The 23504-nt window shown below is 41.0% G+C and carries 28 protein-coding genes; 24 read left to right on the forward strand and 4 right to left on the reverse strand.

Going from position 1 to position 23504, the window contains the following annotated elements; all coding sequences use genetic code 11:
- Positions 1–120: 120 nt before the first annotated feature.
- The 5 genes from H5201_RS16535 to H5201_RS16555 all read left to right on the forward strand — a co-directional run bounded on the left by H5201_RS16535 (position 121) and on the right by H5201_RS16555 (position 7100).
- A complete protein-coding gene (locus H5201_RS16535) occupies positions 121–3120 on the forward strand; it encodes a TonB-dependent receptor (protein ID WP_149983090.1) in 3000 nt (999 codons plus the stop codon).
- Between the two features lie 146 nt (positions 3121–3266).
- On the forward strand, positions 3267–3977 hold the full coding sequence (locus H5201_RS16540; protein ID WP_182785090.1) for a Slam-dependent surface lipoprotein: 711 nt from the start codon (positions 3267–3269) through the stop codon (positions 3975–3977).
- 61 nt (positions 3978–4038) lie between these two features.
- On the forward strand, positions 4039–5535 hold the full coding sequence (locus tag H5201_RS16545) for a surface lipoprotein assembly modifier (RefSeq protein WP_149983092.1): 1497 nt from the start codon (positions 4039–4041) through the stop codon (positions 5533–5535).
- A gap of 108 nt (positions 5536–5643) precedes the next feature.
- Positions 5644–6159, forward strand: coding sequence for a sigma-70 family RNA polymerase sigma factor (locus H5201_RS16550; protein ID WP_149983093.1), 516 nt, complete (start codon positions 5644–5646; stop codon positions 6157–6159).
- Positions 6160–6161: 2 nt separating this feature from the next.
- Entirely contained in the window at positions 6162–7100 is a 939-nt protein-coding gene (locus H5201_RS16555; protein WP_149983094.1) for a FecR domain-containing protein, read from the forward strand.
- 523 nt (positions 7101–7623) lie between these two features.
- Here the strand turns inward: H5201_RS16555 and H5201_RS16560 are convergent.
- The gene (locus H5201_RS16560; protein ID WP_182785091.1) at positions 7624–7998 is read right to left on the reverse strand and encodes a DUF5329 domain-containing protein; all 375 of its coding nucleotides are present in this window, start codon (positions 7996–7998) and stop codon (positions 7624–7626) included.
- Between the two features lie 259 nt (positions 7999–8257).
- Here H5201_RS16560 and H5201_RS16565 point away from each other — a divergent pair, with 259 nt between their 5' ends.
- Positions 8258–9151 carry an aldo/keto reductase family oxidoreductase gene (locus H5201_RS16565; protein ID WP_182719225.1) on the forward strand — a complete coding sequence of 298 codons (894 nt, stop codon included), beginning with the start codon at positions 8258–8260 and terminating at the stop codon, positions 9149–9151.
- 139 nt (positions 9152–9290) lie between these two features.
- On the opposite strand, the gene H5201_RS16570 is transcribed toward H5201_RS16565, so the two are convergent.
- The 3 genes from H5201_RS16570 to H5201_RS16580 all read right to left on the reverse strand — a co-directional run bounded on the left by H5201_RS16570 (position 9291) and on the right by H5201_RS16580 (position 11770).
- Complete coding sequence (locus H5201_RS16570) at positions 9291–9968, reverse strand: TorF family putative porin (protein ID WP_145241933.1); 678 nt, start codon at positions 9966–9968, stop codon at positions 9291–9293.
- 289 nt (positions 9969–10257) lie between these two features.
- Positions 10258–11421, reverse strand: coding sequence for a hypothetical protein (locus tag H5201_RS16575; protein WP_145241931.1), 1164 nt, complete (start codon positions 11419–11421; stop codon positions 10258–10260).
- Between the two features lie 157 nt (positions 11422–11578).
- The gene (locus H5201_RS16580) at positions 11579–11770 is read right to left on the reverse strand and encodes a helix-turn-helix transcriptional regulator (RefSeq protein WP_182719227.1); all 192 of its coding nucleotides are present in this window, start codon (positions 11768–11770) and stop codon (positions 11579–11581) included.
- 142 nt (positions 11771–11912) lie between these two features.
- Between H5201_RS16580 and H5201_RS16585 the strand changes: the two genes are divergently transcribed.
- The 18 genes from H5201_RS16585 to rplQ all read left to right on the forward strand — a co-directional run bounded on the left by H5201_RS16585 (position 11913) and on the right by rplQ (position 22609).
- A complete protein-coding gene (locus H5201_RS16585; protein WP_182719226.1) occupies positions 11913–13853 on the forward strand; it encodes an AsmA family protein in 1941 nt (646 codons plus the stop codon).
- Between the two features lie 277 nt (positions 13854–14130).
- On the forward strand, positions 14131–14499 hold the full coding sequence (gene rplN, locus H5201_RS16590) for a 50S ribosomal protein L14 (protein ID WP_011329449.1): 369 nt from the start codon (positions 14131–14133) through the stop codon (positions 14497–14499).
- 10 nt (positions 14500–14509) lie between these two features.
- Positions 14510–14824, forward strand: coding sequence for a 50S ribosomal protein L24 (rplX, locus tag H5201_RS16595; protein ID WP_016710194.1), 315 nt, complete (start codon positions 14510–14512; stop codon positions 14822–14824).
- Between the two features lie 16 nt (positions 14825–14840).
- Positions 14841–15380, forward strand: a complete 540-nt coding sequence (gene rplE, locus H5201_RS16600; RefSeq protein ID WP_016710195.1) for a 50S ribosomal protein L5 — start codon at positions 14841–14843, stop codon at positions 15378–15380.
- Positions 15381–15390: 10 nt separating this feature from the next.
- Complete coding sequence (gene rpsN / locus H5201_RS16605; RefSeq protein ID WP_058562128.1) at positions 15391–15696, forward strand: 30S ribosomal protein S14; 306 nt, start codon at positions 15391–15393, stop codon at positions 15694–15696.
- Between the two features lie 21 nt (positions 15697–15717).
- Positions 15718–16110, forward strand: a complete 393-nt coding sequence (gene rpsH, locus H5201_RS16610) for a 30S ribosomal protein S8 (protein WP_145241923.1) — start codon at positions 15718–15720, stop codon at positions 16108–16110.
- A gap of 13 nt (positions 16111–16123) precedes the next feature.
- Positions 16124–16657: a 50S ribosomal protein L6 gene (rplF, locus tag H5201_RS16615; RefSeq protein WP_145241920.1), complete on the forward strand. Its 534-nt coding sequence runs from the start codon at positions 16124–16126 to the stop codon at positions 16655–16657.
- Positions 16658–16666: 9 nt separating this feature from the next.
- Positions 16667–17017 (forward strand): 50S ribosomal protein L18, encoded by a 351-nt coding sequence (gene rplR / locus H5201_RS16620; RefSeq protein ID WP_008115388.1) that lies wholly within the window; start codon positions 16667–16669, stop codon positions 17015–17017.
- A 9-nt stretch (positions 17018–17026) separates the two neighbouring features.
- Positions 17027–17533 (forward strand): 30S ribosomal protein S5, encoded by a 507-nt coding sequence (gene rpsE, locus H5201_RS16625; protein ID WP_002959485.1) that lies wholly within the window; start codon positions 17027–17029, stop codon positions 17531–17533.
- Positions 17534–17536: 3 nt separating this feature from the next.
- Positions 17537–17719 carry a 50S ribosomal protein L30 gene (gene rpmD, locus H5201_RS16630; RefSeq protein ID WP_016710201.1) on the forward strand — a complete coding sequence of 61 codons (183 nt, stop codon included), beginning with the start codon at positions 17537–17539 and terminating at the stop codon, positions 17717–17719.
- A gap of 5 nt (positions 17720–17724) precedes the next feature.
- Positions 17725–18159 (forward strand): 50S ribosomal protein L15, encoded by a 435-nt coding sequence (gene rplO / locus H5201_RS16635; RefSeq protein WP_064668467.1) that lies wholly within the window; start codon positions 17725–17727, stop codon positions 18157–18159.
- 10 nt (positions 18160–18169) lie between these two features.
- Positions 18170–19498: a preprotein translocase subunit SecY gene (gene secY / locus H5201_RS16640; protein WP_182785092.1), complete on the forward strand. Its 1329-nt coding sequence runs from the start codon at positions 18170–18172 to the stop codon at positions 19496–19498.
- Positions 19499–19520: 22 nt separating this feature from the next.
- Positions 19521–19634: a 50S ribosomal protein L36 gene (gene rpmJ, locus H5201_RS16645; protein ID WP_002959476.1), complete on the forward strand. Its 114-nt coding sequence runs from the start codon at positions 19521–19523 to the stop codon at positions 19632–19634.
- A gap of 125 nt (positions 19635–19759) precedes the next feature.
- A complete protein-coding gene (gene rpsM, locus H5201_RS16650; RefSeq protein WP_145241916.1) occupies positions 19760–20116 on the forward strand; it encodes a 30S ribosomal protein S13 in 357 nt (118 codons plus the stop codon).
- Between the two features lie 12 nt (positions 20117–20128).
- Positions 20129–20515: a 30S ribosomal protein S11 gene (gene rpsK, locus H5201_RS16655; protein WP_002959471.1), complete on the forward strand. Its 387-nt coding sequence runs from the start codon at positions 20129–20131 to the stop codon at positions 20513–20515.
- Positions 20516–20536: 21 nt separating this feature from the next.
- Entirely contained in the window at positions 20537–21157 is a 621-nt protein-coding gene (rpsD, locus tag H5201_RS16660) for a 30S ribosomal protein S4 (protein WP_016710205.1), read from the forward strand.
- 24 nt (positions 21158–21181) lie between these two features.
- A complete protein-coding gene (locus tag H5201_RS16665) occupies positions 21182–22168 on the forward strand; it encodes a DNA-directed RNA polymerase subunit alpha (RefSeq protein WP_145241913.1) in 987 nt (328 codons plus the stop codon).
- 39 nt (positions 22169–22207) lie between these two features.
- Complete coding sequence (rplQ, locus tag H5201_RS16670; protein WP_016710207.1) at positions 22208–22609, forward strand: 50S ribosomal protein L17; 402 nt, start codon at positions 22208–22210, stop codon at positions 22607–22609.
- Positions 22610–23504 lie beyond the last annotated feature (895 nt).

Genomic DNA, 23504 nt, shown 5'->3' on the forward strand with positions numbered 1-23504 from the left:
GGCTAATTTGTGGGTAAAAAAGACAGTGGAAGAGTAAAAATTAAATTATTTTTTGAGGAATCGTCACTTTCATTCGGTGTATTGCTTAGTTGATACGTAACGAAAAGAAAGGAAGTCGACATGAAATATTTACCTAAACCTAAATTACTCACCTTATTGCTCAGTGCCCACCTTGGGATTATTAGTTTGGCAGCGCCAGGGCTGTCATATGCGGCTAAGCCTCATATTCATACTTTTAATATTCCCGCAGGCAAGCTTGATGATAGTTTAAATCAGCTGGCGATTACCGCAGGTATAGAGTTTCATTTAGATGCTAGTTTGTCGCAAAAAACCCAAAGCCCTTCATTACAAGGTCGTTATAGTCCTGAGCAGGCTATGAATATTCTACTCTCTAATAGTGGGCTTTATAGTGTGGTTCAAACAGATGGCTCGTATCGAATTTTAGCTAAAGCTAGCGAAAATAGAATGATATTAGATACCATCAATGTGGCTACTGGAGATAATTATGGTGTCACTCGTGATGAAGCTGGTAAGCATGCAATTTATGATGACGATATATCAACGGTATATACATCAATAGATGAAATAGAGCGATATAAGGGTAAAGATGCTGCTGATTTGTTTAAAGGTATGCTCAATATTTACAGCGGTGATGCACGAAATGGTGGGGGTGTTGACCCGAGTATTCGCGGGGTACAAGGACCAGGGCGAGTGCCATTATCAATAGACGGTACTGAGCAAGCAATTACAGTGTGGCGCGGCTATCGCGGCGTTTCAAATCGTAATTATGTTGATTCAAATTTAATTGGCAGTATTAAAGCAATAAAAGGCCCTTCACTAACTCCAAATGCACATACTTCAGTTGGTGGGGGGGTACAAGTTAGCACTATTAGTGCTAGCGACGTACTGCTTGAAGGGGAAACCAGCGGTGGGGGTCTTGTAATGGAAAGTAGTAATAATGCCGTTGCTCCTAAGCTGCCGACTTTATTGACTGGGCAGGATTACAGGGAGGTGGAAGGTTTCCCGCAAATGACACCTAATTTTGCTTACGGCGACCCTTCTTTATGGAAAGAGATGAGTGGTGATAAAGAAAATAACCCCTTGTCTGGTGAAGACTATGCTTATCGTTTAGCGCTAGCTACGCGCCAAGATAACTATGAATTACTCGCCGCCTATGCATATCGTAATAAGGGCAACTATTTTAGTGGCACCAAAAAATCAGAGTTTTACAATCAGCCTAATGACCAAGAGTTTAATATTACTAAAATGAATCCGCGTTCTTTAGCGCACCGTCAACGACCAGGTTATGAAGTGCCAAATACATCCAGCGAGTTGGAATCTTTTTTACTCAAAGGTGAATTTAATATTAGTGAAAACCAGCAATTAAACCTCGGTGCACGTATCACTAATGCGCAATACGGTGAAATTATGGCAAGTCGAGCTGGTGACATAGGTGAAAATGGTGAAATGGCACAATGGCCTCTTAGTAAAGTTGAAGCACAAGCCTATAACATAAAATATCAGTGGAACCCGAAAAGTAAGTTTATTAACGTCACTTCAAACCTCTGGAGCACTCATACCATTAGCAATACTAACTCTGCTGGGGGGTTCCCAAATTACGCTAATGCTATTTGGGAGTTAGCGGATCCTGATGCAAGCCCAATAATACGTAATACAGCAGTTGCCAATAACCGTGAGAATCGTTTTGGTTTTGATGTAAGTAACCAAATGATGTTATCGGATGAGTTGGAGCTAACTATGTCAGCGCGTTATCAATATCATAAAATTCGCTCAGAAGATGAATATCGCGGTACAGTCGATGGTTGGAAGCACTGGCCTCGTGAGGGCAGACGAGAAGAGCTTGAAGGGCAGTTTAATTTTAAATGGATGCCTAGTGAGTCGCTGATACTTTCAGCTGGTGCGAGTTATAAAAGTTATTGGGCGATTGATGACTTTTTATCAAGCCGAATTGCGGCTGAGGATGAGCGCTTTACGAAAGAGCACTCTGCCGCTGAAGGGGTATATTTAGAGTATAAAACAGCTTACACAGAAGCGGAACATCAAGAAATAAGGGAGCAAGAGAGAGAGCAGTATAGCGATCTTTTCTTAGGCGATGCTGCAGGCCTTGAAGACTTTTTAAGCTACCTTGAAGATGTCCGAGAAATGAAAAATAAAGTCAATTTAGAGCCTTGGTTACATAATGGTGAGGGTAAATACCGCAGAGCAAATAATATATGTGTTAACGGTGAATTGAATAACGTAGCTAATTATATAGAAGGCAGTTGTCGCCAAGCGGGTGGGCCTGTTAATGAGTACGAGAAGCCAATTGAGGGCGGTAAAAAAAAGGGCAGCCACTGGGCTCCAGGATTTGCTGCAACTTATTTACTTAATGAACATAGTCGAGTGTACATACGTTATACCGAGGGCATCCGCTTCCCGAGTATGTTCGAAAGTACTTTAGGCTTCTCGGCTAATAACAACCCTTACACAGATATTAAACCAGAGCATACCTATAATTATGAAACTGCGTTTGTACATAACTTTGAACAAGGGGACATTAAATTAACCTACTTTCATCATAAAACAAAAGATGTCATAGAACGCTCAGGTAATTTACTTCGTTTTTATAATATTGATAAGCAAACGCTGCAAGGATTTGAGTTTCAAGGCCGCTATGACAATGGTTCGTTTTTTGCTGATTTAAGTTTATCTCACATGACTAAGAATGAAGTCTGTGATGAAAGCCTTGCAATTACTCAGGACCCTGTCGAGGGCTCTGTTCCTAATTGTGTACATGCTGGTTTTGCAGGTGGTTACTTAAGTGATCAAGCTATTCCTAATGACTCGGTTAACTTGAGCCTTGGTGGTCGTTATTTCGAAAATTCCTTAGAAACCGGATTACGAAGTGTGTATTTATCAGCCAGTAAAACTGAAGAAGATCTTGAGCGAGATAAAGCGCTGACTTTTGACGCATACGCAAAGTATATTTGGAGTGAGCGCCTTAACGTTGAGTTAGTAGCCACTAACTTGACTGATCTTTATTATATTGACCCACTGGTTCGTTCGAGCGTTCCAGCTCCTGGTAGAACTGTGAAGTTAAAACTACAAATGAACTTTTAATTTATTGAATTAGCTTAAAAAATAAACCCACAAACTAAATAGTTATTATTTTTTGTGGGTTTTTATTTTTCGTTCGGTGTAGTTAATGAAAGCACCTTAGTTGTGCTTTTTATTTCATTGATTTTTTATTTAAAAGGAACTGAAAAATGAACAAATTATTCACAACACTCGCCGTACTTACAACCACTTTTAGCTTTGCTGCCCATGCAAATTACGTAGGTACTCAAAATGACAATACCAATATTGAAGTAGGAGAGTCTACGGTTAATGGTGGTCCTCATGTAGCAGGTCGAGCTGGTATTGGCATTGCGGCAATGGGCTCTACTCAACAGAAAGTTGATTTTCAGGCGTTATCAGCTTATGCCCAACCAACTAACGGTATTCACTCTTTAAGCATGGGTCATGGTGGTACTGGCACATTTAATTTTGCAAAAGTGGGTACTAGCGATGTCTGGTTTGGTGAATGGTCACAAGATTTTAACGGTAATGGCAACGACCGCGCAGTATATTATGTTGGTAATAATACCAACACGACAGTACCAGTAAGTGGTATAGCTAGTTATGCAGTTAAAGGAGTAAATAAGTTCAGTGGTAATAATCAACTTACAGGCGATTTTACGGCTGATTTTGGTGCTCAGAAGTTAACAGGTAGCCTAGCTAATTCATCTCTTTCATTAACAGTGAATGCAAACATAACATCATCCACAGCTGCATTTAATGGTACCTCGTTAGCAAATGGTACTTCTCGGGGTGTAGCTACAGGCCATTTCTTTGGTGCTGATGCTGCGTCACTTGCAGGTATTGCTACCTTTGCTGATCGTCAATTAGATACTGCGTTTGGTGGAACTAAAAAGTAATCGCAATTATTTAGTTGGGGCTAATATTTGGCCCCTTTAATTGACGCTTTTGAGTATTATTATGAACCATCAAAATAAAAGTCATTATTACCGTAATACAGTGCAATTATGGGTAGTAATGTTAGTGTTAAACTCCCCTCTCTTATCTGCATCGACTGAAACGCGATTACATTTACAGCAACGTATAGAGCAAAATATAAAACAAAATGAGCATTCAATGGTTGCCGATGCGGCGCATGATTCAGCTAAGTCTTCCTCTTTTACAATTAATGGTCAGCAAATCCAAGTTAATAACAATGTTCATGAATTAGGCCAAGCAGTCTATTTGTTAGTTCAGCATAAACAATGGCCAGCAGCACAAGATTTTTTATCTCGCTATGTGGCACTAAAAAATTACGATGTAATGCTAGCTCATTATGCGCAAGGTGCGATTGCTCGATCTGCTGGACGTTTAAACGAAGCTGAACAGCAACATTTGGCTGTATTAGCTCAGCGACAAGACTTTTTACCTAGTCAATTAGAGTTGGCGCGGGTGTTGTTTGATAATAATAAAAATACTGATGCGCTTATATTGTTTGAACATATTGCTGAGCAGTTACCAAATGACAACCCTAAGGTTGACGGTGTGCGCCACACTGTAAATAGTTTTATTGATGCGCTTAACTATCGTCAAGCTTGGCGGGGGTCTTTTGCGTTAGGGCCAAGTTTTAGCGATAACTTGAATCAGTCATCACAAAGTTATACGTGTTTGCTTTCGCTGCCGAGCGAAGAGTGTTTAATTGAGCGTGAAACCCCTCAGGCTGTATCGGGAGACGGTGTTGACTTTGATGCAAATATTAGTAAACGATTCGCTTATTCTGGTCACCACGGATTGAGTTTCCGAGGTCTTGCGTATGGCAGTAATTATCTAAGTAACAGTGAATATAATGAGCACACTGTGATTGCTAATTTAGGTTATAGCTATCAAACGGCTTATGAGCAATTTTCAGCATCTGGGCAATTTAAATACAATGCATTAGGCAATAGTACGCTTTACAGTGCTGCGGGTGTTAAGCTTGATTGGCTAACAAACCTGTCGAAAAAACTAAATGTAAAACTTGAGCTTGAAATTGAACAGCAGTCTTATCAACCTCAGCACTATAGTTATCAATCCGGTACACAATTGGCAAATTACAATACCCTTTGGTATCAGCTTAATGAACAATGGTTACTGTTTGGTGGTCTAGATTACAGTAAAAAGAATAACAGTGAACAGGTACATGCTTACCAATTATTTTCGAGTAGATTTGGTGTCAATAAGCGCTGGAGTAATGGGGTAGAGACAACTTTCTTTGCATCGCTCAGATCGCGTAAATATGAACAGTATAGTGCTTTATTGGCGCAAAAGCGTAAAGACCTTGAGCAAAATTACACACTGATTGTAAGCATGCCAAATCTAGCTGTATTTAGTATGACACCAATTTTTACCTTAAATCATACTGCTGTTAACAGTAATGTAGATTGGCTATATAGTTATGATAAAAACAGTGTCAGTTTAAAGTTTGAGAAAAAGTTTTAAAAACTCTCTTTATTCACAAGTTAATGTAAAGGCAAAAGGAGGTTTGCCTTGAATTAACTGCAATTAATAAGTATTATCATTCGCATTCATTTTTAGGGGTGATACAGAATGATAAGCAATCCTGTCAATATAGCGTGTATTGATGATATGTATAAAAAGCACAGTAACTGGCTGTCTATTTATATTCAACGCCGCTTAGGTTGTCCTGAAACCACAGCAGATTTAGTACAAGATACTTATTTGCGCATGTTAGCAAAAACAACACTACCAAGCATGCGAGACTCTCGGCGTTATTTAACGCATATTGCTAAAGGGTTGGTGATAGATTTGTATCGCAAGCGCAATGTAGAAGCTGCGTATTTAGAGTTAATTGCAAATGATCCTATTGCTCTGTCGGCATCTGCAGAGTCTCAGCTGCTAATGATTGAAGCGCTGACGGAAATAGATAATCTTTTGCAGCGGTTACCCGAAAAAGTCCGCCAAGCATTATTGATGCGTCAGCTTGAAAATATGAGTTATAAACAAATAGCAAAGCAATTAAATGTTTCTGTGTCGTCGGTAGAAAAATACATAGCCAGAGCATTACAAAGTTGTTTAATGGTTAACCTAGAAATGTTGTTTTAATCATGACGCAAATCTCGCCTGAGACAATACAACAAGCCGCGGTTTGGATGGCTAGATTATGGGCTGAAGATGTTAGCCAAGATGATAAAAGTGCTTTTAAAACTTGGTATGAGGCTGAGCCCGAACATGCCTTAGTATGGCAGCGGTTAGAGCAACTGCAGGAGACATTTCATCAAGCTCCGCAATCTGAACTTAGTCGTGCAGTATTAGCACGTAAGAAAAAGGGATTATCACGGCGACAGCTACTTGTATTAGGTCTCTTTAGCCTAGCGAATCTGAGTTTGATTTTTGCGGGGCGAGCAAGCCAACCTCGTGGGCGTGAATATGTTACTGCCGTTGGAGAAATTAAAACCGTTACCCTAAATGACGGTACGATCATGGCTTTGAATACAGATACTCTCGTTTATATTGACTTCGATCAGTCAGCACGAAGATTACACTTATTACAAGGAGAAATATCTGTCACCAGCGCACGCCATACAGCCCCTTTATATGTGACCACGCGAGATGGAAAAGCTGTGCCAATTGGTACACGTTTTACTGTCAAGCAACAAGAGTATCGCACTTTAGTTGAAGTCTATGAAGGGGTTGTGGAGCTTCGACCCAAGCAGGGCGTAGAGTTACTTAGATTGAAAGCCACGCAGCAAGCTGTTTTTGATATAAACAGTATTATGCTAATACAACATTTACTCACAACTAAGCCGTTATGGCTTGAGCATAAAATACAAGCAAATGGCAGCAAATTAACCGATTTTATTGCCGAACTTGCTCGTTACCGACGGGGTGTTATCAGTGTTGAACCGCAGCTTGCGAAGTATAAAGTTACAGGGACTTTTTCAACAAAGGATACAGATAAAACTCTACGGCACTTGAGTGAAATATTGCCTATAGAAATCCACTATCGCTTGCCTTTCTGGTTATCAATTAAAGAACGAAATTAAAGTGTCATAGCTCTACAGGCTTATAATTCAGTGCTAATGAAAAGGCGCTGCAGATATGCATAGCTGAGTGTATTAATTGGGTTTATTATTCGCTTTAACATCAAACAACTATGCAGCTGTTTGCGCGCTGAAATTAGACAAGCCAAAATGTTATTACTATCCAGCATGACGAAATTATAGTGATAATGCTAGTATCACTTACAGAGCTACTATTTGATTACTGTGCTGTTGTGTGGCTTTCACTTTTAGTTAAAATCGGTGATTATTTTTTGTGTTTCGTTTTAGCATTCGTGGCAAAATCAGGTGCAAGTACTATCTAGTTTACAACTTTGCTATTTTATTTTTATTTGATTATTATTTTAAGGTTGTGTTCACAAAATGTTCAGCTATGTTTGCATATGATACTTCATTAAATGAATAATATGAAAGTTAAGCAATTTCTTGAACTCACAAATATCAGCTCAAGAATCGTTTGTATTTCAGAATTTAAATCACCCCTCCTAAGAGTGAAACCAAGCCGCACTTATTGCGGCTTTTCTGTGGTTCTAAAATGAGCTAACTCGTTTGTAAGCCATTTTTTACTGATTATTTTTGTACCATCTTTGAGAATAACGGTATAAGGTTTGCCACTCCATGAGCTTTTACTGGCAAGATTTTCAATAAACTCATCAGCGGTTTTAGCGTAGCGTTTGCCTTTGCGGTATTTCATAGCAAGATGATCAGCGGCTTCGGTGCTGGTGTGTTGATCACCGTTACGAATGAAAGTCGCGTTGCTTTGCGCGATAAAGCTGAGCAAATGAGTGACTTCTTGTTCAGTGGTTGCTGCAAAGCTCAACTGACTAACCGTGAGTAAAAGGCAAGCCATCAGCCTGTATATAGTGTGGGTTAAGTCTTTCATCTGTAGCCTCATTTAATCCAAAAAGTTTATTACGTTACCTGTGCCATCAAAAAAAGGTAAAGCTCTGAATAAAACTGATGTGCTAATGCATGTGCTGGTATAACTTTCAGCTATTAATACCTTATTTATTATGTAGAATAATACATCAATAAGGTCAATTAAATTATCATGGCTTATTAATTATCTGATAGGGATACTGTTTTGGTACTTGCATTGAACTTGCCGGGACAATATTTTTTACAAAAATAAAGGTGGAATTATGAACAGCTCAGATCGCGCTATTGACGAACTAGTACTTGGGTTTTGGCGATTATTAGATTGGCAAATTACTCCACAACAGTGTTTAACTTTTCTTGAGCAAACAATTGAAGCCGGTGTAAGGCACACCGATCACGCTGACATTTACGGTGGATATGGTTGTGAGGCAGAGTTTGGTAAAGCTTTAGCTTTAAAGCCAAGTATTCGTGATGAGATCAAAATTATTACTAAGTGTGGTATCAAACCTGCTTTTGCAAGCTTAGGGTTAGCAGGCCAAGCTAATCATTACGATTCGAGTGCCGCACATATTATTAGCTCAGCACAGCAATCGTTAAAGCATTTTAATACCGATAGATTAGATGCATTACTTATTCATCGCCCTGATTATTTGATGAATGCAGACGAAGTAGCTGAGGCATTCACTACTCTTAAGCAAAATGGTGATGTACTCGATTTTGGTGTATCAAACTTTACGCCATCACAACTAAGTTTATTGCAGTCGCGTCTTGATTTTGAATTGGTGACCAATCAAATTGAATTTTCACCGTATGAAATGCAAGCACTTGATGATGGTAGTTTAGACCAATGTCAGTTACTTGATATTAAACCTATGTGTTGGTCACCTTTGGCTGGCGGTCGCATTTTTGCAGAAAATGATGAAAAAGCGATTCGCCTGCGTCAAGTACTTGAGCAAGTCGGCAGCGAAATTGGTGCAAGTTCTATTGATCAAGTGGTTTACGCGTGGTTATTAATGCACCCAAGTTCCCCATCAGTGGTACTGGGTACTGGCAACATTGAGCGTGTTAAATCGGCTGTTGCCGCTAAGCAGTTAAAACTCAGTCGTGAACAATGGTATCGTATTTGGCAAGGTTCAACAGGGCACAGTGTGCCATAGGAGTTGTAAGTTTTAAGCTATAAGCAGTCTGAGTTGAGGGTAAGTCTTGATATAAAATATGAACTTAGCCGCTTACCGCTTACCAAGATCGAGAAAGGGCCTTACGGCCCTTAGTGTTGCAGCAAGTAACACATTCTTTTTATAGGCTAAAGTCCATTGAAAAAGCAACGTAAGCCTTAATATCACTGTCATCCATATCGGTATCTGATAGACCAAAAGTGAAGCCATCTTTAGAGATAGATACACCGTAATCGATGATATCGTCATCACCAATAAAATCACCAGAGTAGTGGCCTAAGTGTAAGGCCATTTCAGTGCCATTAGTACCAACTGCGAAACCGTAATCTGCAGTCAGGTATAACGAATCACCAAAGTCTGTGCCATCACCGCTTGCGGCTGAAGTTGCAAGAACTGATGCGCCAAAGCTAAAGCCACCCATACTGATGCTACCGTAAATTTCAGAAAAATCAGCGTCTGCGCCAGAAGCTGCATCAGGGTAAGCGTAATAGATGTAGCCAACGTCATAGCTCATATTTTCATTAATATCGCCACCAAAACCAGCATAGAGATCAAGCTCGTAGGTCATTTCATCGGCCCAGCTTGCATTTGAAGCCCAAGTACCAGCATAAAAACCTGATTCGTTGGCATAATCAATACCACCTGAAATTGCAGCATCACCACCGGTTTGTTCTTGACCACGCCATAAGTAGTTTGAAGTTGCTGCGGCATTGGCTGTTACTTCTGCATATGCTGCTGTAGATGTTGCACCCATGAGTACAAGTGTGCTGATCGCAATTGCTGATTTTAGTTTTAACATGTTTGGTATCCTGTTGTTATGCTGATTTTTTGGCTCGCAATTATTAATTAGATTGCAGTCTATAATTGCGGATCCTATTTTTAGTTGTCTACTAGGGTAATAGCACTGCTTGTGCCAAGTTAAATGAAAAGCAATAATTTATATTTAAATTACTTTATAAACAAAGGTATAAATATTTATAGTGAAAGGAGGAGATTGTTTTTTACGAAGCTTGCGCACTTTATTGGTGCGTAAAAAAACCCGCATGCACAACTCAGTTGCAGCGGGTTTTTGTATTTTTTACTGTGGTTTAACCAAAAATAGTACGCATTAGGCTGATTGTTTCGTTCACGCCACGGCCTTTTTGTACTTCGCTGATAATTGAATCACGCTTTGCGCGAATATGCTCAGGCATATCGTCAGCAGCAAGTGCGCGATCAACAAGTATTTCAGCAGACTCTTTACCACGACGCACTTTTCTAGTGCCAGTGGTAGTTGTACGCTTTGGCTTGCTCAATAACTTGATGTAGTTAGAGTTTTCAGGCGTGTTTTTGTCTGCATGATAGAAAAAGCACGGAATTAATGCTTTGATTGCAACAAGTTGTTGATCCAGCTCGCTGTCACCACTTGCCATTTTAAACCAAGACATACCATGAACTGCTTGGACAATATCCTGCCAATAACGCGCAAAGTCACGATTATTTAATTTAGTAATAGCCAATGCTGAACAAAGTGCATCTAAACGGGTGTTATTAATTGGTGTAAAAACATCTGGGCGGCGCATTGCTAATAGACGAGTTGCCGGTGCAAGCGTTGGCTTTTCATTGCTATCAGTAAAGGCTTTTAAATATTTGACCACAAATTCTTGGTAATCAGCTTCAGTTACTTCACCTTCTAAAGGTATATGTGCTAATGCTTCATCAAATAATGCCGGCAGGTCGGCAAGCATTTGATGAAAAGCTTTGGCGCTTTTAGTAGAGCTAAACCATTCGACATCAAAATTATAACTACTTGGATCCAGTGCAGAAGTATGTTTACCACTAAATGCTAATAAATCTTCAGGGATCATCTCTTTCAGTGATTGCTCGCGAATACCAGCTATATAGTTGGCAAGGCGTAACTGTTCATCAAGGGCTAACACATCTTTATGCTGCTCTATAAATACACTAACTACAGGCCAAGGCGCTACGCGTAATGTTTTCAATTGTAAGAAGCTAATTGCTGAAACTAATAAGTCATTAAGCTTTTTTAAAATTGGTAATTGATTGGTTTCGAGTAAATCATGATTAATACGGTCACGGCTAGCATTAAGTAGTTCATAGCACCAACCTAAGAAGTCTTCAGGATGATTTTCTATTTTCACCGCCATCAGGTTTAAGCTGATTTCAGAAGCCTGCTTTAGAATATTTTGATAAATATGGCCTTCTTGTTCGCCTAATGCCATTTGTGAAGGTGAAATGAGCAATTTTTTCATGCCTGATGGTACTCCGGTTAAATACATTTTTCAGTTGTTTAATTTTAGCGCAAAACGTCTTAAAACAACAGGGCTGTGCATCATACCGAAGAATACAGGGGATGCAATCTTGATAAGTTAAATCTGCACAAGATTGCATTTAAAGGGTTTAATCTGCTTATTCAAGTGAAAATAACTGCTCTACAGTAGTTTCAAACTGCCGAGCTATCTTCAATGCAATGATCACTGAAGGTGTAAAGCGTGATGTTTCGACCGTGCTGATTGTTTTGCGTGAAACGGCGCTAGCATCGGCTAGCTCTTGCTGTGAAAGCCCCGCGGCTTTGCGAAATTCAGCTATATGGTTTTGCAGCTAAAGGTATCAAAATGTTTCAGTAACAATTCATATATTCACTGTAGAATGCAGGAAATTGCATTTTTCTTCGTTGCACAATGATTTTAATGCTAACTCCCGCTATGATAAGAACATTATTTGCACATTTGAAAGGACCATCATGAAGACCTTATTTAAAGTTATTGGTGTCATATTATTATTGCTTGTTGCTTTAATTATTGCTGCACCGTTTTTAATTCCAACCGATGCCATTTTTAATAAAGTCTCTGAGCAGGTTGAGCAAACCACTGGGCGTACTTTAACTATTAAAGGCGATAAAACATTATCCGTTTTTCCTTCTTTGAAGCTTGAACTTGAAGATGTGCATTTTGCCAATATGAAAACTGGCTCACGTGCAGATATGGCAAGCATGCAGCAACTTGCAGTTCATATTCCTTGGTTTTCGCTATTTGGTGGTGAACTTAAACTAGAAAAGTTTGTGATCAATGAACCCAATATTCTGCTTGAAACAGATAAAAATGGTAAAGCTAACTGGCAGTTATTTGATGCAGTAGCTACGAAATCTGAGCAGCAAACTCAAGCAGGTGAGGCAGTCAAACTACCTGAAAAATTTGATATTCAATTAGGTGAAGTAGCTATATATGGTGGGTCGTTTACTTATTTAGATGGTCAAACGGGAGCTAAACAGCAAATTAGCGATTTAGAATTGGCTATCTTACTGCCTTCACTGCATAAATCACTCGAAGTCAAAGGTGGGATCACTTATATGCAAGAGCGCTTTGAGCTTGATGTAACAGTTGATAACCCAGCTAAAGCAATAGCAGGTGATACATTTAATGTGACAACTGATGTCACTTCAAAGTTAGTTGATGTTGAGTTTAAAGGCTTAATAGCCGGTCAAGGTAAAGAGATTCAAGGTCAATTAGCGCTCAGTGGTGATTCAGTAAAAGACATTGCTAAATGGCAGGGAGTCGAGCTGAACGCTAAAGAAAGCGCCTTTAATGCATTTAGTGTTAGCGGCAAAATGCGTATGCAAGGTGATAAGTTCAACCTAGCTGAATTAGTCGCCACTCTTGATGCATTAGAGATCAAAGGAAAAAGCGAGCTTAATTTAGGTAAGCGTTTAGCCGTTAATGCTGACATCGATTTAGGTATGCTGGACTTAAATCCTTACTTACCTGAGGTGGTAGCGCCAGCAGAGAAACCAGAACCTAAAAGTGACGAGCCAGCCAAACCAATTGTATGGGATGACACAAAAATGGATTTAAGTGGCTTAAATGCCTTAGATGCGAATGTGGTGATCCGTTCAAGTGGCTTAAAAGCAAATGAAATCAAACTTGGCGCTAATCAATTCACTGTAAACCTTAACAAAGGCGTAGCGAAAATTAGCCTAGATAAGTTTGCCGCCTACGAAGGTAATGGTAAAGGCACTGTAACAGTTAATGCGAAACAAGCTCCTTACAAAATCAGCACCAACTTCTCGTTAGATAAAATAGACGCACAACCATTGCTGACAGATGCCGCTGGCTTCGATAAGCTAATGGGCAAAGGCTCACTCAATTGGGACTTAGCAACATCAGGTCAGAGCCAAAAAGACTTTATGAGTGCCCTACAGGGTAAACTAGCATTTGAATTTGCCGATGGTGCAGTAAAAGGCGCCAACATTGCTGAAATGGTTCGCAAAGGCAAAGAGCTAATTAAGGGTAACTTTGGTGCAATATCCGAAGGGCTAGATACTGGCTTTGATAATTCCCAGCAAACTGACTTCTCTGCGCTAACGGGTAGCTTTAACTTTACCAATGGCGTAGGTAAAAACACAGATCTGAGTTTGTTAAGTCCATTAGTACGTATTAGTGGTGAAGGGGATGTTAATCTACCCGCAACGACAGTTAACTACCGCTTAGTGACAGGCATAGTCGATTCACTCGAAGGGCAGGGGACCAAAGATGATAGTACCGGCTTTAAAATTCCAGTACGAATCAAAGGACCATTTCATGATGTTGGCATCAGCTTAGATGTAAGCAAAGCGGCAGAAGATGAAGTAAAAGAAAAAGCGAAAGATAAAATTAAAGATAAGTTAAAAGGTTTGTTTGGCAAATAATGCCGATTTTATTCGGTGATAAAACAATCAGGGCATAAAATTGCCCTGATTGTTTTATAATCAATGCTAAAATAGCAAAATATGTTTCATCGACAAAACAACCATCCTCGTTATTCTAAATTAATTAAAAAATAACCTACCACTACCCCCGCAATGCTGATACAATTGCCCGCCCTTGGGAGACAACTAGATTGTTTTTTGAGTGGTTTTTAACCTAAATGTCTTGATTTTAAACAAATTTAAGACAGTTGTAATAACTACACCGGAGGTCATTAACATGATCCAAATGCAAACTCAGCTGGAAGTTGCTGATAACAGCGGCGCTCGCAAAGTGCAGTGTATTAAAGTCTTAGGCGGTTCGCACCGTCGTTATGCAGCGATTGGTGACATCATTAAAGTTTCTGTTAAAGAAGCGATTCCTCGCGGTAAAGTGAAGAAAGGTGATGTTAAAAACGCGGTAGTTGTGCGTACTAAGAAAGGCGTTCGTCGTCCAGATGGTTCTTTGATCCGTTTTGACAGCAATGCGGCTGTTATCTTAAATGATAACTTGCAGCCAATTGGTACACGTATTTTCGGCCCTGTGACTCGCGAACTTCGTAATGATAAGTTCATGAAAATCGTTTCACTAGCCCCAGAAGTACTGTAAGGAGTCAATCATGGCAGCAAAAATCCGTCGTGATGACGAAGTAATCGTTCTAGCAGGTAAAGACAAAGGTAAGCGCGGCAAAGTGCTTTCAGTTGTTACCGAGTCTGGTCGAGTATTTGTCGAAGGCATTAACTTAATCAAGAAGCACCAAAAGCCGGTTCCACAATTGAACCAGCCAGGTGGTATTGTTGAGAAAGAAGCGTCTATTGACGTATCAAACGTTGCGATCTTCAACTCGGAAACGAGTAAAGCAGATCGTGTAGGTTTCAAGATTGAAGATGGTAAGAAATTACGTATCTTTAAATCTACTGGTAAAACTATCTAATAGTTGGAGTAGAATGATGGCGAAACTGCATGAAGTATATAAAGACAAAGTAGTTGCTGAACTTCAAGAGAAGTTTGGTTTCAGCTCTGTCATGCAAGTCCCTCAGATCGAAAAGATCACATTGAATATGGGCGTGGGCGAAGCCCTAGCTGACAAGAAAATTCTAGACAACGCTGTTGCGGATCTAGAAGCAATCGCTGGTCAGAAGCCACTCATTACTAAAGCACGCAAATCTGTTGCTGGCTTTAAAGTACGTGAAGGCTACCCAATTGGTTGTAAAGTAACCCTACGCGGCGAGCGTATGTGGGACTTTTTTGAGCGTTTGGTTTCAATCGCTATCCCACGTATCCGTGACTTCCGTGGTGTAAGTGCTAAGTCTTTTGATGGACGTGGTAACTACAGCATGGGCGTACGTGAACAAATCATCTTCCCAGAAATTGATTATGATAAAGTAGACCGCGTACGCGGTATGGATATCACAATCACTACATCTGCGAAAACAGATGAGGAAGGCCGTGCGTTGTTAGAAGCGTTTAACTTCCCATTCAAGAAATAAGGGTAGGGTTATGGCAAAGAATTCTATGAAAGCGCGCGAAGCAAAGCGCACGAAATTAGTTGCTCAGTTCGCTGAAAAGCGCGCAGCACTAAAAGCTATCATCAGTGATGTGAAAACATCTGACGATGATCGTTGGGACGCGGTACTTAAGCTACAAGCTTTACCACGTGATTCTAGCCCTGCACGTCAACGTAATCGTTGTAACATTACGGGCCGCCCACATGGTTACCTTCGCAAATTCGGCATGAGCCGTATCAAAGTTCGCGAAGCAGCTATGCGCGGTGAAATTCCTGGCCTTAAAAAGGCTAGCTGGTAATAGAATCACGGGAGTAAGACTATGAGCTTGCAAGATCCTATCGCGGATTTGTTTACACGAATTCGTAACGGTCAGTCAGCGAAAAAAGTATCTGTAACGATGCCTAATTCAAAGCTGAAAGTAGCATTAGCTAAAGTATTAAAAGATGAAGGTTATATCGTTGATTTCACAATCAGCGGTGATGTTAAACCTGAGCTTTCTATCGAGTTGAAATACTTCGAAGGCAAAGCTGTTATTGAAAATATCCAGCGTGTTAGCCGCCCTGGTTTGCGTATCTATAAGAGACGTGACGAATTACCAAAGGTAATGGGTGGTCTAGGTATCGCTATCGTATCAACTTCTAAAGGCCTAATGACAGACCGCGCCGCACGTAGTGCTGGTGTTGGTGGTGAAATCATTGGTTTTGTAGCTTAATCGGAGGGGAACTATGTCTCGCATAGCAAAGGCACCAATTAATGTTCCTGCCGGTGTAGAAGTTACATTAAAAGGCCAGGACATCACAGTTAAAGGCAAAAACGGCGAATTAACGCGTACTATCAACTCTGCAGTTGAAGTACAACTTAACGACAACGTTATTACAACTTTACCTCGTGAAGGCGTAGCCAATGCATGGGCACAAGCAGGTACTGCTCGCGCTCTAATCAACAATATGATTGTTGGTACGCATGAAGGTTACGAGAAGAAACTTCAGTTAGTAGGCGTTGGTTACCGTGCTGCAGCTAAGGGTAAAACATTAGATTTAACTCTTGGTTTCTCACACCCAGTTAATTTCGCAGTTCCTGAAGGAATTACGATTGAAACTCCAAGCCAAACAGAAGTTCTAGTTAAGGGCGTAGATAAGCAGTTAGTTGGTCAAACAGCTGCTAACATTCGTGCATACCGTAAACCTGAGCCTTATAAAGGTAAAGGTGTTCGTTATTCAGATGAGAATGTACGCCGTAAAGAGGCTAAGAAGAAGTAAGGTAAGACGATGGATAAAAAAACAGCTCGTCTACGTCGTGCTAAACGCACTCGTAGAAATTATATTGAACAAGGCACAACGCGTCTTGTTATCCACCGCACGCCACGTCACATTTACGCTCAAGTTGTAAACGCTGAGGGTAATGTACTGGCTGCTGCTTCTACTGTTGAGAAAGCTATTAGCGAAACAGTTAAAGGCACAGGCAACGTTGCAGCTGCGCAAGCAGTTGGTAAAGCGGTTGCTGAACGTGCGGCTGACAAAGGCATCGAAAAGATTGCTTTTGATCGCAGTGGCTTTAAATATCACGGCCGTGTGAAGGCGCTAGCAGATGCTGCGCGTGAAGCCGGTTTGCAATTCTAGGAGTAGACAATGGCTAACGTAGAAGCAAAGCAACAACAGCCTGATCTAGCTGAAAAGCTAATCGCGGTGAACCGTGTGTCTAAAGTAGTTAAAGGTGGTCGTATCTTTAGCTTCACTGCACTAACTGTAGTTGGTGACGGCGCAGGTAAAGTAGGTTTCGGTTATGGTAAAGCACGTGAAGTTCCAGCTGCTATTCAAAAAGCAATGGAAAAAGCACGTCGTAACATGATCAACGTAGACCTAAATGGCAACACATTACAGCATCCTGTTAAAGGACGTCATGCTGGCTCTCTTGTGTTTATGAAACCAGCATCTGAAGGTACTGGTATCATCGCAGGTGGTGCTATGCGTGCAGTACTAGAAGTTACTGGTGTGCAGAACGTACTTTCTAAATGTTACGGTTCTACTAACCCGATCAACGTTGTACGTGCAACGATCTCAGCTCTTGAGAATATGAATTCTCCTCAGTCGATCGCTGCAAAACGTGGTCTTCGAGTAGACGAGATTCTGGGGTAAACCATGGCTAATAAAACTGTAAAAGTAACACAAGTAAAGAGCTCTATCGGTCGTTTACCGAAACATAAAGCTACATTACGCGGTCTTGGTTTACGTCGTATCAATCACACTGTTGAGTTAGAAGACACAGCATGTGTACGTGGTATGATCAACCAAGTTTCATACATGGTTAAGGTTGAGGGGTAATTCGAATGCATTTGAATACACTTTCTCCTGCTGCAGGTTCTAAATCTGCTGGTAAACGTGTTGGTCGTGGTATCGGTTCTGGTCTAGGTAAGACTGGTGGCCGTGGTCACAAAGGTCAAAAGTCACGTTCTGGCGGTAAAGTACGCGTTGGTTTTGAAGGCGGTCAAATGCCTATGCAACGTCGTCTACCTAAGTTTGGTTTCACTTCTCGCAAATCTTTAGTATCTGCAGAAATAAACCTATACGAGATCGCTAAAGTTGAAGGCGATGTGGTAGACCTAGGTACGCTACAGGCAGCTGGTCTAGTTAAAAAGAACGTTCTGTTCGTTAAAGTTGTTAAATCTGGCGAAGTTTCACGCGCTGTTACCGTTAAAGGCCTTAAAGCCTCTAAAGGTGCTCGCGAAGCTATCGAAGCCGCCGGAGGCAAGGTAGAAGACTAAGGAAGTACTAATGGCTAAACCAGGTCAAGATACACAAAGTGCACAAAGTGGGCTTTCGGAATTGAAACGTCGATTACTATTCGTATTGGGCGCTATCATTATTTACCGTCTAGGTTCATTTGTGCCAATCCCTGGGATTGACGCCGCTGTACTTGCCGATTTCTTCGAGCAACAAAAGGGCACCATTGTTGAAATGTTCAACATGTTCAGCGGTGGTGCGCTTGAGCGCGCTTCGGTGTTAGCACTGGGTATAATGCCTTACATCACAGCTTCAATTATTACGCAACTATTAACGCATATGTATCCTCCGTTTATAGAGCTTAAGAAAGAAGGTGAACAAGGTCGTAAGAAAATTAGCCAGTACACACGCTACGGCACGCTCTTGCTTGCTACTATCCAATCGATCGGTATTGCGACAAGCTTACCGGGTATGATGGACGGGTTAGTTGTTAACCCAGGTCTCGGTTTCTACTTCACCGCAGTGGTGAGTTTAGTAACTGGTACTATGTTCCTGATGTGGTTGGGCGAGCAAATAACTGAACGTGGTATCGGTAACGGTATCTCAGTTCTAATATTTGTTGGTATTGTAGCTAACCTGCCGTCTGCTATTGGTTCGACAGCCGAAATGGCGCGCCAAGGTGATTTACATGTTTTAGCACTGTTATTGATTGCGGTAATCGTATTCGCTGTTACTTATCTTGTAGTGTTCTTTGAACGTGGACAACGTCGTATCGTCGTTAACTACGCAAAGCGCCAACAAGGTCGTCAAGTATTTGCTGCCCAAAGCACGCATTTACCACTAAAAGTAAACATGGCGGGTGTTATTCCACCAATCTTTGCTAGCAGTATAATTCTGTTCCCTGGTACTATTGCCAGCTGGTTCGGCCAGGGTGAAGGTCGTGTCGCTGATGTGCTACAAGCGATTGCTACAACGTTGACTCCAGGTCAGCCTTTGTATGCAATAGTTTTAGCTGCGGCTATTATCTTCTTCTGCTTTTTCTACACAGCGTTGGTTTTTAACCCACGTGAAACAGCAGATAACCTGAAAAAATCTGGCGCATTTATCCCAGGTATTCGTCCAGGCGAGCAGACATCGAAATACATTGATAAAGTGATGACACGCCTGACATTGGCAGGTGCTTTGTATATAACCTTTATCTGTCTGGTGCCCGAATTCATGACCATGGCATGGCAAACGCCATTCTACTTCGGCGGTACATCAATTTTGATTATCGTTGTTGTGATCATGGACTTTATGGCACAAGTACAGACTCATATGATGTCTCATCAATATGATTCTGTGCTGAAAAAAGCGAACCTTAAAGGCTACGGTCGATAAGGTCAGTTTACGGAGTTGAGCAATGAAAGTACGTGCTTCCGTTAAGAAAATATGCCGTAACTGTAAAGTTATTAAACGTGCCGGTGTTGTACGTGTAATTTGCAGTGAGCCTAAGCATAAGCAAAGGCAAGGTTAATTTATAAGTCGTGCAGGCTGAGGTTTCTCGGCCTGTGTTTTCAGTTGTGATTTGGTCTTCGTTTGAGTATCCTTACGGGCTCTTCAAACAGATGATAACCGAATTCAAATATAGGAGATGTGTTAGTGGCCCGTATCGCTGGCATTAACGTCCCTGATCATAAACATGCAGTTATTGGTTTAACAGCTATTTATGGCATAGGTAAGACTCGCTCTAAGGCTATCTTAGTAGCGACTGGTATCGCCGAAACCACAAAAATCGGTGAACTTTCAGACGAAACACTTGACGTATTGCGTGAAGCAGTTGGCAAGTACACTGTAGAAGGTGATCTTCGTCGTGAAGTTACTTTGAATATCAAGCGCCTTATGGACCTTGGTTGTTACCGTGGCCTACGTCACCGTCGCTCTTTACCACTACGTGGTCAAAGAACAAAGACTAACGCGCGTACCCGTAAGGGTCCTCGTAAGCCTATTAAGCGATAAGGGGATAGTATTATGGCTAAGACACCAATTCGTCGTAAAAAGGTTAAAAAGCAAGTTGCTGATGGTATGGCTCATGTTCATGCTTCTTTCAACAACACTATTGTTACAATTACCGACCGTCAAGGTAATGCACTATCATGGGCTACTGCCGGTGGTTCAGGTTTCCGTGGTTCACGTAAATCTACACCATTCGCTGCTCAGGTTGCTGCAGAGCGTGCAGGTACTGCTGCTCAAGAATACGGTTTAAAAAATCTAGAAGTTTTCATCAAAGGTCCAGGTCCAGGTCGTGAATCTGCTGTACGTGCTTTGAATGCTGCTGGTTACCGTATCACCAACATTACTGACGTGACGCCAATACCACACAATGGTTGTCGTCCACCGAAGAAACGTCGCGTTTAACAATAGGTTAGGAGAAATAACATGGCAAGATATTTGGGCCCTAAGCTCAAGCTGAGTCGTCGTGAAGGTACTGACCTGTTCCTTAAGAGCGGCGTAAGAGCTATCGACTCTAAGTGTAAACTTGAGACTGCACCTGGTCAGCACGGCGCTCGTAAAGGTCGCTTATCTGATTACGGTTTACAATTACGTGAAAAGCAAAAAGTACGTCGTATCTACGGTGTATTAGAAAAGCAATTCCGTAACTACTACAAAGAAGCTGCTCGCCTTAAGGGCAACACAGGTGAAAACTTGTTACAGCTTTTAGAGCAACGTTTAGACAATGTTGTATACCGCATGGGTTTTGCAAGCACACGTGCTGAAGCACGTCAGTTAGTAAGCCACAAAGCGGTTTTAGTTAATGGTCGTGTAGTGAACATTCCTTCATTCGTAATTACTCCAGAAGATGTAGTAGTTATCCGTGAAAAGTCTAAGACACAAGCTCGTATCATCGCTGCTCTAGAACTAGCCGAGCAACGTGAAAAACCGACTTGGGTTGAAGTTGACGGTAAGAAAATGGAAGGTAATTTCAAACGCCTACCAGAGCGTTCAGACCTGTCTGCGGACATCAATGAACAACTAATCGTCGAACTTTACTCTAAGTAAAGTTAAGAGTTAAGAGAGGATAAAATGCAGGGTTCTGTTACAGAATTTCTAAAACCAAGGTTAGTCGATATCGACGCTATTAACCCAACTCGTTCTAAAGTAGTTTTAGAGCCATTAGAGCGTGGCTTCGGTCATACTCTTGGGAATGCCTTACGCCGTATACTTCTTTCGTCAATGCCAGGATGTGCAGTAACCGAAGTTGAAATCGACGGTGTGTTGCACGAATACAGCGCGAAAGAAGGCGTACAAGAAGACATCATTGAAATTCTGTTAAATCTTAAAGGTCTAGCAGTTACTTTGGAAGGTAAAGATGAAGTTTTTCTTACCCTGACTAAGTCTGGTGTAGGCCCTGTGACTGCGGCTGATATTCAGCACGACGGCGATGTAACCATTGCCAACCCAGATCATATTATTTGTCATTTAACGGCAGATAATAGTGCGATCAGCATGCGAATTCGTGTTGAACGTGGTCGTGGGTATGTGCCGGCATCTAGCCGTTTATCCTCTGATGACGATGAGCGTCCAATTGGTAGATTGTTGCTTGATGCATCATTTAGCCCAGTTGAACGTATTGCGTACTCGGTTGAATCAGCACGTGTTGAACAACGTACAGACTTAGACAAGTTAATCATTGATATGGAAACAAACGGCACTATAGATCCAGAAGAAGCGATCCGCCGTGCGTCGACTATCTTAGCTGAGCAGCTAGAAGCATTCGTAGACTTACGTGATGTTACTGAGCCAGAAGAGAAAGAAGAGAAGCCAGAATTCGATCCTATTCTACTTCGTCCAGTTGATGATCTTGAACTAACAGTGCGTTCAGCAAACTGTTTGAAAGCCGAGCAAATTCAATATATCGGTGATTTAGTTCAGCGCACAGAAGTCGAGCTTCTTAAAACGCCTAACTTAGGCAAGAAGTCTCTGACTGAAATTAAAGACGTGCTAGCTTCACGTGGTCTATCTCTAGGTATGCGCCTAGAAAATTGGCCACCTGCAAGCCTAGCTGAATAATCTAAATCACTATATTAGTTTAGTTAGAAGGATAGGGTCATGCGCCATCGTAAGAGTGGTCGTCAATTAAACCGTAACAGCAGCCATCGTAAAGCGATGTTCAGCAATATGGCAGGTTCTTTGGTGAAACATGAAATCATCAAAACTACTTTGCCAAAAGCGAAAGAGTTACGTCGTGTAATTGAACCTTTAATCACACTGGCTAAGACTGACAGTGTAGCAAATCGCCGTTTAGCGTTTGCTCGCACGCGTGATAAAGAAGTAGTTGGTAAGTTGTTCAGTGAAATCGGTCCTCGCAATACAGACCGTCCAGGTGGTTACACTCGTATTATTAAGTGTGGCTTCCGTGCTGGTGACAATGCACCAATGGCTTATATTGAACTAGTAGGTCGCACATCTGCGAACGAAGAAGTTCAAGAAGACGCGCAGTCTGCTGAGTAAGTCTTAAAGACACCAAAAAGCCGAGCATAAGCTCGGCTTTTTAATATCTAAAATTTGGCAAAAAATAATATCGCTATCAGTATCCCTGTATATAGCGCAACATTTCAACTATACCATTATCAAACCAACATCTTTGTAAGCCCACTAAGCGTCACTAGAATCTACTTCCCTTAATAACCATTTGTTATTCAACTAGCTTGTTAATTTAAATTTCATGGTCGGTAATAACATTTATAGCTTTGAAAGTTATCTTGCTACTGAATATGTAGCTGTATAAATCTATAGAGTCTACTTTTACCTATGATTTAAATGCGTGATAACTGCGACTGTCAGTGTTTGACCCTCATAAGTTATTAACAATATACATAGGTAAAGATTATAAACTTAGGTCATTTGATCAAAATATTGATCATTTCAGTAGTGGATCGTTTTTTCGATTAAAGATTGAATCTGGGTTTCTTCATTTAACTTGCACTTATATAGTTAAAAACAGTCTAGTTTAGTGTTGTTTTTGAGCGTTTAGCTTAAATACTCAGCGAACAGTGTTTTATTTTAAGTTTTCTTCAAAAAAAGGTTGATCTGTTTTTGGATCTCCCTATAATGCGACCCCACTGAGACGGCAGACAGCAACGCTTAGCGAGGCAAGAGTTAATCAGTTAGTCGAGTAAAACTTAAGTTTAGATTTTTAATAAAGTTTAAAATTAAGTGTTGACAAAAAAATAGGAAAGCGTAATATGCGCAGCCCTAGCGAGATAAAGTTTAACTTTAATCGCAACGTTCTTTAACAATATAAAGCAATCATCTGTGTGGGCACTCGTACAGATTGAGTTCTAACAGCCGAGCTTAACTTTCTTTTAGATAGCTAAGCAAGGCAAAAAATTTAGAGTCTCAATTG

The sequence above is a fragment of the Pseudoalteromonas sp. SG43-6 genome (assembly GCF_014164365.1).
Taxonomy (GTDB): domain Bacteria; phylum Pseudomonadota; class Gammaproteobacteria; order Enterobacterales; family Alteromonadaceae; genus Pseudoalteromonas; species Pseudoalteromonas rhizosphaerae.